This is a genomic window from Devosia sp. XGJD_8 (assembly GCF_046614475.1).
Lineage (GTDB): Bacteria > Pseudomonadota > Alphaproteobacteria > Rhizobiales > Devosiaceae > Devosia.
Genome location: NZ_JBKJHF010000001.1, coordinates 275,927 through 289,459 on the forward strand (window position 1 = coordinate 275,927; position 13,533 = coordinate 289,459).

Below are 13,533 nucleotides of genomic sequence, written 5' to 3' on the forward strand. Positions count from 1 at the left end.
ATGCAGAAGCTCAATGTTGCCATGATCGGCGGCGGTTTCATGGGCAAGGCCCACGCCATGGCCTATGCCGCTATGCCGATGTTCTTCTGGCCGGCGCCCGCCATCCCGGTGCGCAAGGTCGTCGTGGACATCAACCAGGAAATGGCCGAAACGGCGCGCGATCGCTTCGGCTTCGAAGAGGCTTCCGCCGACTGGCGTGCAGTGATCGCTCGGCCGGACATCGACATCATCGACATCTGCACGCCCAACAATTCCCACGCCGAGATCGCCATCGCCGCCGCCAAGGCAGGCAAGCACATCATCTGCGAGAAGCCACTGGCGCGAACAGGCGCTGAATCCCGGACCATGCTCGATGCGGTCCAGGCGTCCGGCTCCATCCACATGGTCGCCTTCAATTACCGTCGCACGCCCGCCGTGGCGCTGGCCAAGAAGCTCATCGAGGAAGGCCGCATCGGCGACATCCTGAACTTCCGCGGTACCTATCTGCAGGACTGGTCCGCCGACCCCGACAGCCCGCTGTCCTGGCGCTTCCAGAAGTCGGTCGCAGGCTCGGGAACGGTCGGGGATATCGGCACACATGTGGTCGACTTTGCCCGCTACCTCGTCGGCGAAATCGCCTCGGTGAATGCCCTGGTCAAGACGCATATCCCCACCCGTCCCAAGCAGGCCGGTGGTGTCGACAAGCTGGGCGTCGGCGGTGGTGACCGCAATGCCGAACGCGGCCCGGTCGACGTCGATGACGAGATGCTGACCATGCTCAAGTTTGCCAACGGCGCGATCGGCTCGATCGAAGCAACGCGGAACGCCTATGGCCGCAATAACTTCCTCACCTTCGAAATCCACGGCACCAAGGGATCGCTGGCCTTCAACTACGAGCGACGCGACGAGCTGCAGGTCATGTTCGCCGACGACGTCGGTGACGCCCGGGGCTTCCGCACGGTCTATACAGGTCCGGCCCATCCCTATGGATCGGGGCTCTGGCCCATCCCGGCCCTTGGCATTGGCTATGGTGAGACCAAGATCGTCGAGTGCTTCGATCTCTGCACCGCCATCGTCACCGGCAAGCAGCCCTCGCCGAATTTCGAGGATGGCTATCGCATCGCCCTCATCGCCGACGCCATCCTGACCTCGGGCGAGACCGGCCAATGGGTGGACATTCCGTGACCGAGATGGCGGAAAAGCCGGTCGCAGTGGAAATGAATGCCATTTCCAAGCGCTTTGGCGGCGTCCATGCCCTGCGGGACGTCAGCCTCAGCGTGCGGCGTGGCGAAATCCATGCCCTTCTAGGCGAGAACGGCGCCGGCAAGTCCACCATTCTCAAGATCCTGCGGGGCGTCCAGGCGCCCGATAGCGGCAGCATCGTCATTGGGGGAGGGGCGTTCGATCGCCTCTCGCCGGAGCTGGCCCGGCAACAGGGCATCGGCATGATCTTCCAGGAAATGAGTCTGGTGCCGACGCTGAGCGTGGCGCAGAACGTGTTTCTTGCCAACGAACCCCTGACCCCGGCGGGGCTGATCGATGACCGGGTGATGGAACGGCGCAGTGCCGAGATATTCACCTCGATGGGGGTGAGCGTGGATCCGGCTGCTCTGGTGGCTGACCTTTCCACCGGTCAGCAACAACTGACCGAGATCGCCAAGGCCCTTTCGCAGAATGCCGAGGTGCTGGTGCTTGATGAGCCGACTTCCGCCCTGACCGCGGGTGAGGTCGATATCCTCTTCGATCTACTGCGGCGCCTTCGGAGCGAGGGCAAGGCCATCATCTATGTCAGCCACCGCATGGATGAAATCTTCCGCATCGCCGACCATGCGACCGTGCTGCGCGACGGCCGGCTGATCGACAGCCGTCCTATTGCTGAGTACACGCTGGCGACGCTGATCGCCGACATCATGGGCAAGGAAACCCGCGACCTATCCGAATTCACGACGGATTCTGCGGCGCAGGATGACATCATCCTCAAGGTCGAGCATCTGTCTAGCAAGCTGCGGCGCAGCGGTGATGTCAGTTTCTCGCTGCGGCGCGGTGAAGTGCTGGGAATTGCCGGCCTGCTGGGGGCAGGGCGCAGCCGGCTGGCCCGCATGCTGTTCGGGCTCGAGCCAATTGCCGGCGGCACCATTACGCTGCGCGGCCAGACGATTTCCATCGGTTCGGCGCGGCAGGCCACCGAACTCGGCCTGGCCCTCGTGCCGGAAGACCGCCGCCGGCAGGGCCTGGTGCTCAACCATTCCATCCAGGACAATATCGAGCTGCCGATCCTCAAGCGCCTCGGCTCGACCCCCTTTGTCGATCGCCTCAAGTCGCGCAACACGACGGACGACCTGATCAAGCGCCTCGCCATCAAGACGGCGTCGCGCGAGGCGCCGGCCAATTCCCTGTCCGGCGGCAACCAGCAGAAGATCGTCATCGGCAAGTGGCTGGCGACTGATCCGGACATTCTCATCCTGGATGAACCTACGGCCGGTATCGACATCGGCTCCAAGGGCGAAGTGCTGCGCCTCGTGCGCGCCCTGGCGGCCGAGGGCAAATCCATCATCTTCATCTCGTCCGAACTCGTCGAGCTGGCGGCCGTCAGCGACCGCATCGCGGTGATGTCGGGCGGCCGGCTGGTCGAAACGATCGACAAGTCTGACCTTTTGAACAGTACCGGCGATGCAGACGAACTGCGCGCCGAACAGAAGCTGCAATTGATCGTGCAGCGGGGAGGAAATCATGTCTGAAACTATGGCAATCGCAGGTCGCGAAACGCCCTGGGGCTATTTCAAGCGCACCTGGCGGCAGAACATCATCTATATCGGCTTCGTCGTCGTGTTCCTGTTCTTCGCCCTGACGCTTCACGACAAGGGCTTCCTGACCCCCAACAACATCCTCAATATCACCCGGCAGACCGCGGTGATTGCCGTCATGGCGGTGGCGATGACGCTGGTGCTGTCGTCCGGCGAGATCGACCTGTCCGTTGGCGCAGTGGCGGGTCTCGCCTCGGTGACCACGGCAATGGCGGTCGCCTGGGGCGGACTGCCCGCCGGTATCGCGGCGGGTATCATGACCGGTGTTACCGTCGGGCTGATCAACGGCTTCCTGTCGACGCGACTGATGATCCCGACGTTTCTCACCACGCTGGCCATGATGGGCATCGCCAAGGGCACGGCTATGTGGATTTCGGGAACCGCCGCCATTCCTGTGCTCGACCGCACCTATCCGGCAATTTTCGGCGGCGGCAATATCGGGCCGGTTCCCACCCTGCTGCTGTGGATGCTCGTCATCGGCGTCATCGGTCACGTCGTGCTGCGGCGCACCAAGTTCGGCCGCCAGGTACTGGCGGTCGGCGGCAATGTTGTGGCGGCGCGCTACAGCGGCATCAATACCGCCCAGATCAAGCTTTGGGTCATCGTTATCTCCGCGGTGACCGCCGCGATCGCCGGCATGCTCTATGCTGGCCGGCTGCAGACCGGGCGCTTCCAGCTCGGCGAAGGCGACGAACTGTCGGTGATCGCAGCGGTCGTGCTAGGCGGCACCAGCCTCTTCGGCGGCAAGGGCACGGTGGTCGGTTCGATCATCGGCGCGCTGATGATCGGCGTGATCAACAACGGTCTGATCCTGATGGGCCTCGAATATTCCCAGCAACTCATCGCCCGTGGGGGGATCATCATCCTCGCCGTGGCCCTGAGTCAGGCGGGCACACGTCCCGCCTGACGACCGGGCGACCGGCCATCATGCCGTGAAAGGTGAGCCAGCAGTGGCCAGACCGTCTCGACCCCGTAGAGCCGAGCGGTGACCTGCCTGAAGGTCCCTACGGGGTCGATGCGGCCTCGAATGCCGCCATGCTGGAGACCATCGCCTTCGTCGACGCCCTGCGTCTTGCCTCGACGTCCCCACCGCCACCTATCTCAAGCGCGCGATGCCTGTCGAAGGGCTGCCCTGCGCCTGGTCCTTCGGGCATCAGGGTCGATTTTGGCACAGCCAAGCTTCACAACTCTACGGCGTCGTCGGCGCGCAGCAGAATTACGTGGCCCAGGGGCGTGCCTCGGTCGACGAACTTCTTGCAGATGGATGGCTGCTTCCTGAAGATGCAGAGCGTATCGTAACGGAAGCTGAACTCCGGCCAGTGCCCTGATGCAATGGCCGCGGCGGAGATTCCGCCGCGGCCACGGCTGACTGTCGGGGCACGACCCAAATCAGGTGCAATCCGTGGCGATAAACCGCAAGCGCCGGAAGTCTGAAACGGCCGAAGGACTCCCGGAAGGGCCCTATGAGGCAGATTCGTCGCAAATCCAGTTGGCGTCGAATGCCGCCATGCTGGAAACCATCGAGTTCATCGCTGCCCTGCGCGGCAAGGGCAGCGATAGCCTGAGCATCGATCCCCGGAACCTGGGCATCGTGCTCCATCTGATGCGCAATCACGTCAGCGGCCGGCTGACCACTATGTCGTCCCTGGCAACGGCATCCGGGCTCAGCTACGGCACAGCCTTCCGCGCTATCGAGGGGCTGGTCGAGGATGGCCTCATTGTCAGGCGTCCCCGCACCACCACGGGCCGCTCCTTTTCCATGCACCCCTCTTCCGAACTGCTGCGTCGGTGGCAGCTTTTCAATGGCCATACCCACCGCCTGATCGAGCAGATGACCGGTCGTGGCTCGCAGCCGGTGCGGAAGCCGGCAGACAACATGTCGGCAGTGATTGCCCCGCCGACCGTGTTGGAAAGCAAGCTCGCACTGCCACGCGGTCTGCGCCTGCTGGTTCACGCCGACCCGACGTTCATGGCCATGAACGCGCTCAAACAGCAGTTCGAGATGATCCTGGGCGTTCCGATCCGCTCCAAGGCCTTGTCCATCGACCGGTTGCGGGACGAAATCGTCCAAAACGGACATCGCCTGGCCTCGGCATACGATCTCATCGCCTGCGACCTGCCCTGGTTCGGCGACATGGTTCGAAGGAACCGGCTACGCCCCCTCGATGACCTGATCGCCGGGTCGAAAATGGACATGGCCGACTTCCTGCCGGACGCTGTAGCGAGCACACGCCGCCGGAGCCGTCAGTACGGCATTCCGCTGCTGAGCACGGCGGAGCTGCTCGCCTACCGCACGGACCTGCTGAAGGATGCCGGCCTGACGCCCCCGCAAACAACGGCCGAGACGCTTGAGGTTGCCCGGGCCCTCCATGAGCCCGAGCATGGCCGTTTCGGCATCGCCTGGAATGGTGGCAGGGGGACGGCGCTGGGCCACACCTTCATGGTCGTAATGGCCGCGCACGGCCAGCCCATTGTGAACCTTGGTCGAACGCCGGACGGCTTCATGCCGGAGGACACCACCGCAGAACATCTGCGCCCGATGTTCGACAGCGAAGCTGCCCAGGCCGCCGCCGACTATCTGACCGAACTGCTGCCAGTATCGCCGCCCAATATCCTCACCATGACCTGGTACGATCGTGCCCGTGCCTATGCAGGCGGCCATGCAGCGCTTGCCTATGCCCACACCTTGCTCGTCAACCTGTTCGAGCGCGACCCCGCTTCTCCGGCCTACGGCAGGACGGGCTACGTGCCTCAGCCCACGGGACTGAGCGGCAGGCCGATTTCCCCGCTTGGCGGCTACGCTCTCGCCATCCCGGGCAACATTGCCGAGGAGAGGGTAGCACCCGCCTGGGCGGCGCTTACGGCACTGACATCGGCTGGCGCGGCCAAGCTGTTCATGGCCAATGGCAGCCTTGCCAGTCCGCGCTTCAGCGTCAACCGGGATCCCGAGGTGCAGGCGCTTTCGCCGGTCATCGGCATCGTCGATGCCATCGCGCGCCAGGGTGTGCTGCGCGCCTGGCCACGTCCGCCAGTACCGGGCATTTCTGCCCTGATCGGCATTGCCGGAGAAGAAATTCACGACATGCTCAGCGGGCAGAAGAGCCGTGCCGCCGCGCTGGCGGCGGCGCAGAGTCGCGCCGAAACCGTCATGCGCGAACTCGACCTCTCCTAGCGTCGAATCTGCGCGAAATTTATCCATTCTGGACATCTTTTCGGGTGTTGCCGGCCGGCGCAGTACCCTAAGCCATACGGACCAACACAAGCACTTTTCGGCGCGCAGAAGCTGACGCCCTCCCTTGGAATCTCCCGATTCCCAAGTCGGAGCCGCTTTGCCTGAAGGAGGAGGAACCTTTGAAACTGGCGTTCAATACCTGGGTCTATTCGAGCTTTCCGGTATGGGTGCCGGCCTATCCGCTTGAAGAGGTCATCAAGCGCATCGCCCGCATCGGCTATGACGGCATCGAGATCGGCGCGGCCAGCCCGCACGCTTATCCCGAATATCTCACCAAGGAACGCCGCCGCGAGATCCGGCAGGTGCTGGACGACAACGGGCTGGCGGTGTCGAGCATGCTGCCCGCCCCCGGCGGCGGCCCCGGCTTCAACGTCGCCTCGGCCAATCCCCTGGAGCGTGCCGGCGCCATCGACCAGTACAAGCAGGTGGCCGAGCTCTGCGCTGAATGGGGCGGCAAGACACTGCTCTATGTTGCCGGCTGGCAGGTCTACGGCACCAGCCGCGACCAGGCCTGGGCCTGGAGCCGCGAGGCGTTGATGGAAATCGCTGACTTCGCGCGTCCGTTGGGCATCACCGTTGCCGTCGAGCCGACTGCGTCCGACAGCAACCTGGTCGACGATTGCGACGACCTGATCACCATGCTGGCGGAAGTCGACCGCCCCAACGTCAAGGCAATGTTCGACACCTTCCACACGCTCTATCGCAACGAAGTGCCCACCGACTACGTGCATCGCCTGGGCCGCGACCTGACCCACATCCATCTCGCCGACGTCAACCGCGAGCCGCCTGGTAGCGGCGTGGTCGACTACCGCAGCCTGCTCGACGCCCTCAAGACCGAGGGCTTCGACGGCTACCTGACGATGGAGATCGGCTTCAATCGCCGCAACGTCGAGCCTGACGACTTGGCCCGACGCGCTCACGACTACATCCGTTCACTGCTGGCCTGAAACGGCACGCTACCCAATTCCCGTTCATAGAAGGAGGAAACTATGACACTTTCGACCCAGCGGCACCTGCCGTTAATGCTTGCTGCCGGCATCGCCGCCAGCGTCTCGATCCAGACGGCATCTGCCCAGACCGTGGTGACGCAGTGGGACCAGTTTGCGATGGCGGGCATCACCGCCGCCGGCCCGGCAATGGACGAGCTGATCGGCACCTGCGAGCCTGACCTCAACGGCGCTACGGTGCTGCGCACCATCGCGCCCTCGATCGGCATCCGCGACAGCTATCGACTTGCTGTTTCAGCCAACAAGACGCCGGACCTCGCCTATACCTGGCCGGCCGCGTCGGTGCTGGCCGGCTATGCCCGGGTCGGCGCCCTTGCCCCGCTCGATGACTACTACACGCAGTATGGCTGGGAGGGCATCAACGACTTCTACCGTGGTCGCAACAGCTTCGAGGGCGCCATCTATGGCGTGCCGATGGAGCAGGATCTGATGGGGGTCTACTACAACCCGGCTCTCTTCGAGGAAAACGGCATCGCCGTCCCCACCACCTATGCCGAGTTCCAGGCGGCGGTGGAGGCCTTCAAGGAAAAGGGTATCACCCCCATCGCCTTCGGCAATCGCGATCGCTGGCCGGCCACCAATACGCTGAGCCTGCTGCTGGGCCTGAGCGCCGGCAAGGCTGCCGAGGAGGAAGTGCTGTTCGGCGATACGCCCTGGGCCAACGACCAGTTCAAGCTGGCCGCCGAGACGTTCCAGTCCTGGGCTGAGAACGGCTACTTCCCCAACGGCTTCAACGGCATCGGTTATGATGAAGCCAATGCGCTGTTCCTGGCCGGCCGGGCCGCCATGACCATCACCGGCTCCTGGGTTTTGCAGGACATGGCGCGGGGGGCCTCGTTCGACCTCGGCGTCTTCATGCTGCCTCCGATCGGGGAGGGCGTAGCGCCCGGCACGATGTGGGGTGAAGGCTCGCAGTGGCAGGTCTCCGCCAACGCTAGCCAGGACGTCAAGGATGCTGCGGCAGCCTACATCAACTGCCTGATCTCGCCGGCGAGCCGCGAAGTCTGGGTGGAGAAGGGCTTCCTCGTCCCGATCGGCACGACCCCCGAGGAGCTCGAGCAGTGGGATGCGCTGCCCATCGTCAAGTCGTTCTACACCCAAGGCCTGGCCACGCCGGATACCAACTTCTACGACCTGCATACCACGCTCCCCGAAAGCATGACGCAGGTGCTCTATGCCGAACTGCAGCGGCTAATCGGTGGCGACGTCACCGTCGATGAATTCCTGGCCGCCATGGATACGGCCTGGCAGACCGCCATCGACAATGGCGAGCGCTGGGTGCCCTGACACCTTCGCAAGCGGTGGGCTCCACGGGAGCCCACCGCTTCAAGCCCCAATGGGAGTGCGCCATGCTGACCACCCGATCCGCCTACCTGTTTCTGGCGCCTTCACTGGCCCTTTACCTGCTCTTCGTCGGCCTGCCGATCCTGCAGGTCTTCGGCTTCAGCTTTTTTGACTGGGATAACGGCATTGCCGGCGATTTCATCGGCCTTGCCAACTATCAGCGACTGCTCGGTGACGGCGTGTTCTGGGTCGCGCTCTGGCACAATGCCATCTGGGTGGTGCTGACGTTGGCCTTTCCACTGCTGGCCGGGCTGGTGATTGCCGCCATTCTGGCCGAGCGCAATGCCAATGTGGTGCGCTGGCTGGCGGCTATCTACTTCATCCCGCGCACCATTCCCCTGGTCGTCGCCGGAATCATCTGGGGCTGGATCTACAATCCGATCTTCGGCCTGCTCAATTTCGGGCTGGAAGCAATCGGGCTGGGCGGGCTGGGCGGCGCCTGGCTGGCGCAGGAAGACACCGCGCTGCTGTCGCTCAATGTGGTGGGCGCGTGGACCTTCTTCGGCTTTTGCGTGATCATCTATCTCGCCGCCATCCAGTCCATCGACCCGGCCCTCTACGAGGCCGCCTCAATCGACGGAGCGAGCTGGTGGCGCAAATTCCGGGACCTCACGGTGCCCCTGCTGCGCGGCTCCACGCTCTTTCTCGGGCTCTATGCCGCCATCGAGGCGATGCGCTTCTTCGACCTGGTCTGGGTCACGACCCAGGGCGGCCCCGGCTATGCGACCGAGGTGTTGACGACCCACATCTACAAGACCTTTTTCCTGGTCGGTGACTTCGGCTACGCGGCCACCCTCTCTGTGGTGCTGCTCATCATCGTCCTCAGCATCAGCGCCGGCGCCTTTGCACTCCTGAGGAAGCCATGACCAAAAATACCCGTCTCGTCCAGAACCTCATCCTCCTGGTATTCGTGCTCTATGCGCTGGTGCCGGTCTATCTCGTCTTCCTGGCCGCCATCCGCAGCGAGGCCGACCTGTTTTCCGGGCCGCTGACGCTGAGCTGGCCGATCAATTTCGCCAATTTCGGCCGGATCTGGAATGAAGCGGGCTTTGCCACCTACTTCATGAACAGCGTCATCACTGCGGTCAGCGTCACCATCCTGGTGCTGCTGACGGCGCCTTTGGCGGGCTTTGCCTTTGCCAAGCTGCGCTTTCCGGGCAAGGAAATCTTGTTCGCACTGTTCCTGGCCGGCCTCGTGGTGCCGGCGCCTTCGGTGATCGTGGCGCTCTACGGCAACCTGCAGGCGGCCGGGCTCATCGACAACCGTATCGGGGTCATCCTGCCCCAGGCGGCGCTGCTGATGCCGTTCTCGGTCTTCATGATGCGCACGGTGATGCAGGACGTGCCCGATGAACTGGTCGAAGCCGCCGTCATGGATGGCGCTGGCCTGCTCAAGATTTTCCTCACCATCGTCGTACCGGTGGTCAAGCCCGGGCTCATGTCCCTGGGACTGATCGTCTTTCTGTTCGCCTGGCAGGAATACCTGCTGCCGCTGGTGGTGTTCCAGACGGAAACCCTCAAGCCGTTGACCGTGGGGGCGGCAAGCCTGCAGGGCCGCTACGGCGTCGACTATGGCGGCATCGCTGCCGCCGGACTGATCGCTTTCGCGCCGCTCGTCGTGCTGTTCCTCGCCATGCAGCGATCCTTCGTGCGCGGCCTCACGGCCGGCGCCGTCAAATAACAGGAGAGATTCCGTGTCCCAGATGCAAGCCGTCTTCCTTCCCGGCAACAAGCAGGTGGAAATCCGTTCGATCCCCGTACCCGAGGTCGGTCCCGACGATGTGCTGGTCGAGATGCATGCCTCATGCATCTGCCGCAGCGACCTGAGCCTCTACTATGGCAATGCCGTGGTCGGGGGCGGGGAGGCAACGGGCGGTTTCGTCTGCGGCCACGAACCGGCAGGCACCGTGGTGGCCACCGGCGAGGCGGTTACCGAGTTCGCCGTCGGCGATCGCGTTGCTGTCTATCTCGCTGTCGGTTGCGGCGTCTGCGCCCATTGCCGGCGGGGCGACATGCACCTCTGCGCCAAGTGGAAATGCCTCGGCTTCACCATGGATGGCGGCAATGCCGAATTCCTCAAAGTGCCGGCGCGCAACCTCCTGAAGGTCCCCGAGCACATGTCGGCTGTAGCCGCCGCTATCTCGACCGACGCCTTCGGCACGCTGTTCTCCGCCTGCCGCAAGGTGGGCGTCAACGGCTTGTCGCGCATCGGCATCTGGGGCCTGGGGCCGATGGGGTCGAGCGGCGTGCTCGCGGCCAAGGCGCTGGGTGGCCAGGTGGTGGCGCTCGACCCGATTGCCGAAAGAAGGGAGTTCGCCGAAAGGCTCGGTGCCGACTTGGTGCTTGATCCCACCGATCCCCAGGCAGTCGAGGCCATCCGGGAGTTCTCGGGCGGAGAGGGCCTCACCGGCGCCATCGATTGCTCGGGCAATACCGTCGCGCACAATATGGCGCTCGATGCGCTCGCCCCGCTCGGCCGCATGGCCTTTGTCGGAGAAAATGCCCAGACCACCATCCGCCCCAGCGACCAGCTCATCCGCAAACAGCTGACCGTGTTCGGCTCCTGGTATTTCGGCATCAACGAATACCAGGACATCCTGACGACCATCGGCACGCACAAGATCGACCTGGAACGGCTTGCCACCCATACCTTCCGGCTCGACGAGGCCGAAACCGCCTTCCGTCTCTTTGATCAACGCGAAACCGAAAAGGCCGTGTTCGTCCGTTAGGACGACACGGAATTGCATCCATGGCCAAGCTCACGATCACCAATCTCGACAAGCGCTTCGGCGCCTTCGACATCCTCACGAATGTGAATCTGGAAATCCCGTCCGGCGAATTCGTGGTTTTCGTCGGTCCCTCGGGCTGCGGCAAGTCCACCCTGCTGCGGTGCATTTCGGGACTGGAGACGGTCAGCGGCGGCACGCTGAGCATCGACGGCGTGGATATGACCAAGGTGCCGCCATCGCAGCGCGGCATCGCCATGGTGTTCCAGTCCTATGCGCTCTATCCCCATATGAGCGTCTTCGACAACATGGCCTACGCTCTCAAGATCCAGAAGCTCGGCAAGGCCGAGATCGAGGCCAAGGTGCGCGATGCTGCCCGCAAGCTGCAGCTAGAGCCCCTGCTCGAGCGCCTGCCGCGGCAGCTTTCGGGCGGTCAGCGCCAGCGCGTCGCCATCGGCCGCGCCATCGTGCGGGATCCCAAGGTCTTCCTGTTCGACGAGCCGCTGAGCAACCTGGACGCGGCCCTGCGCGTGCAGACCCGCCTCGAAATCGCGACGCTGAAGCAGTCGCTGCCCGACACGACCATGATCTATGTGACGCATGATCAGGTCGAAGCCATGACCCTGGCCGATCGTATCGTTGTGCTCAATGCGGGTCGGGTCGAGCAGGTCGGCAAGCCACTGGACCTTTACGAGCGACCCGCTTCCCTGTTCGTGGCCGGGTTCATCGGCTCGCCGAAGATGAACCTGCTGGCCGGCGAGCATGCGGCACGGTTTGGTGCCACAACAATCGGCGTGCGTCCGGAACACCTGACCGTCAGCGCCAGTGGCGAAGGCTGGGCGGGTAGGGTGCTGCGCACCGAACATCTCGGTTCCGAATCCTACGTCTATGTCGACATCGGCGCAGACGAACCGATGATTGTCCGCACGCCCGGCACGTCCGCTTTCGTGCATGGCGACGCGGTCGTGCTGCAGGCCAGCGATGCGGACGTCCTCCGATTTGACGCCAAAGGCGCCAGAATGGACGGGGAGCTGTGAGCTTCGGAATGACGTGGTCAGGTCCGTGCTTGCCTTGAGAGGCAGGTGAACTCTGTTTAGGCATCACAAATGCCAATGGATGGTGGGATCTGCGTGGCCGAACGATCAATCGTTAAGCTGTGCAGATTACGATCCAGTCAGATGCAGAGGAGGTGCTGTTGTCCAGCGATACAAACGAGGATCTGCGTCTGCAGGTCCTCCGCCGATACGATATTCTCGACACAGCACCAGAGGAGACCTTTGACCGCCTCACGCGGATCGTTGCAGCGGCCCTGCGGGTGCCGATTGCCGCGGTGACGTTGGTTGATGACCATCGGCAGTGGTTCAAGTCTCGCATAGGTCTGGCAGCTACAGAGACCCCTCGGAGCGCGTCGTTTTGTGCCCACACCATGCTGGAACATGGCGCGATGGTTGTGACGGATGCAACGCAGGACTTGCGCTTCGACAGCAACCCTCTGGTTGTCGGTGATCCCCATATCAGATTCTATGCGGGCTATCCTGTCGTATCGTCGGACGGGGCTGCCCTTGGCGCCGTTTGCGCCATCGACACTGCACCGAGGGACATCAGCCAGCAGGAATTGGGGCTGTTGAAAGACCTGGCCGCCCTCGTCAACGAGCAGCTTGAGTTGCGGCGCCTGGCGTCGATTGATGGCCTGACAGGCGCACTGAGGCGCAAGACATTTTTCGACATGTGCGAGCGGGAGCTACTGTTGGGCCGCCGGAGTAAGTCGGCGAGCAGTTGCCTCATGATTGATGCCGACCACTTCAAGTCTATCAATGACCAATATGGCCACGACGTTGGCGATCAGGTGCTCAAGGCCTTGGTGGATACGCTGAAATCGGGGCTGCGCGCCACCGATATCGTAGGTCGCCTGGGCGGGGAAGAGTTCGGCATTTTCCTGCCGTGCACCGACCTGGCGGGCTGCGTCGACGTCGCCGAGCGATTACGTGGCATGGTGGAAGGCCTCGCGATTGCTACTGCGCGCGTGCCCGTCACTATCAGTATGGGGGCTGCCGAAGCGATGAGCGGTGAGGACGTACTCAGCGTGTTCCACCGCGCAGATACGGCCTTGCTCAACGCGAAGCGTTCGGGTCGAAACCGCATCGTCACCGACAGCATTTCAGACACGCGGGCCGCCATGTAGATCACCCTCCGGCCAACCAAAATGGTCTACGAGCTGGCCGACGCTCTGCCGTCCCAATGTGTCCCGCTCTGACCTGCCAGCAGCGAAACCCCGCAGCGCATTCCTGGTCAGGTTTCGGCCGCGATGTGTCAAGGCAAGGCGGACGTTCCTGCGTGGCTCCTGGGGAGGGCGCGCAGCCGAGAGGTGCATTGTTCCCACTTGGAGTTGCGGCTCACGGTGATCCTGTGCCCATTGCGAGGCGTGTCCAATGACATCTGCA

General features: G+C 63.5%; 11 protein-coding genes and 1 pseudogene. All 12 read left to right on the top strand.

Going from position 1 to position 13,533, the window contains the following annotated elements; all coding sequences use genetic code 11:
- The 12 genes and pseudogenes from ACLI1C_RS01380 (at position 1) to ACLI1C_RS01435 (ending at position 13,274) form a co-directional block, all read left to right on the top strand.
- Positions 1-1,164: a Gfo/Idh/MocA family protein gene (locus ACLI1C_RS01380; protein ID WP_411395059.1), complete on the top strand. Its 1,164-nt coding sequence runs from the start codon at positions 1-3 to the stop codon at positions 1,162-1,164.
- Entirely contained in the window at positions 1,146-2,717 is a 1,572-nt protein-coding gene (locus ACLI1C_RS01385) for a sugar ABC transporter ATP-binding protein (protein WP_411395060.1), read from the top strand. The genes ACLI1C_RS01380 and ACLI1C_RS01385 overlap by 19 nt, the downstream gene beginning before the upstream one ends.
- The gene (locus tag ACLI1C_RS01390; RefSeq protein ID WP_411395061.1) at positions 2,710-3,690 is read left to right on the top strand and encodes an ABC transporter permease; all 981 of its coding nucleotides are present in this window, start codon (positions 2,710-2,712) and stop codon (positions 3,688-3,690) included. Before ACLI1C_RS01385 ends, ACLI1C_RS01390 begins: the two co-directional genes overlap by 8 nt.
- A 178-nt stretch (positions 3,691-3,868) precedes the next feature.
- Positions 3,869-4,111: pseudogene (locus ACLI1C_RS01395) on the top strand (alpha/beta hydrolase domain-containing protein); the annotation flags it as partial.
- Positions 4,112-4,290: 179 nt separating this feature from the next.
- Positions 4,291-5,955, top strand: a complete 1,665-nt coding sequence (locus ACLI1C_RS01400; protein WP_411395062.1) for an extracellular solute-binding protein — start codon at positions 4,291-4,293, stop codon at positions 5,953-5,955.
- A gap of 179 nt (positions 5,956-6,134) precedes the next feature.
- Entirely contained in the window at positions 6,135-6,962 is an 828-nt protein-coding gene (locus tag ACLI1C_RS01405) for a sugar phosphate isomerase/epimerase family protein (protein ID WP_411395063.1), read from the top strand.
- Between the two features lie 42 nt (positions 6,963-7,004).
- Positions 7,005-8,309, top strand: coding sequence for an ABC transporter substrate-binding protein (locus ACLI1C_RS01410; RefSeq protein WP_411395064.1), 1,305 nt, complete (start codon positions 7,005-7,007; stop codon positions 8,307-8,309).
- Between the two features lie 62 nt (positions 8,310-8,371).
- Positions 8,372-9,232, top strand: coding sequence for a carbohydrate ABC transporter permease (locus tag ACLI1C_RS01415; protein WP_411395065.1), 861 nt, complete (start codon positions 8,372-8,374; stop codon positions 9,230-9,232).
- Positions 9,229-10,047 (top strand): carbohydrate ABC transporter permease, encoded by an 819-nt coding sequence (locus ACLI1C_RS01420; protein WP_411395066.1) that lies wholly within the window; start codon positions 9,229-9,231, stop codon positions 10,045-10,047. Before ACLI1C_RS01415 ends, ACLI1C_RS01420 begins: the two co-directional genes overlap by 4 nt.
- Before the next feature lie 22 nt (positions 10,048-10,069).
- Complete coding sequence (locus ACLI1C_RS01425) at positions 10,070-11,095, top strand: zinc-binding dehydrogenase (RefSeq protein ID WP_411398181.1); 1,026 nt, start codon at positions 10,070-10,072, stop codon at positions 11,093-11,095.
- A 20-nt stretch (positions 11,096-11,115) separates the two neighbouring features.
- Positions 11,116-12,129: an ABC transporter ATP-binding protein gene (locus ACLI1C_RS01430; protein ID WP_411395067.1), complete on the top strand. Its 1,014-nt coding sequence runs from the start codon at positions 11,116-11,118 to the stop codon at positions 12,127-12,129.
- A 158-nt stretch (positions 12,130-12,287) separates the two neighbouring features.
- On the top strand, positions 12,288-13,274 hold the full coding sequence (locus ACLI1C_RS01435; protein ID WP_411395068.1) for a diguanylate cyclase: 987 nt from the start codon (positions 12,288-12,290) through the stop codon (positions 13,272-13,274).
- The last annotated feature ends 259 nt before the right edge of the window (positions 13,275-13,533 follow it).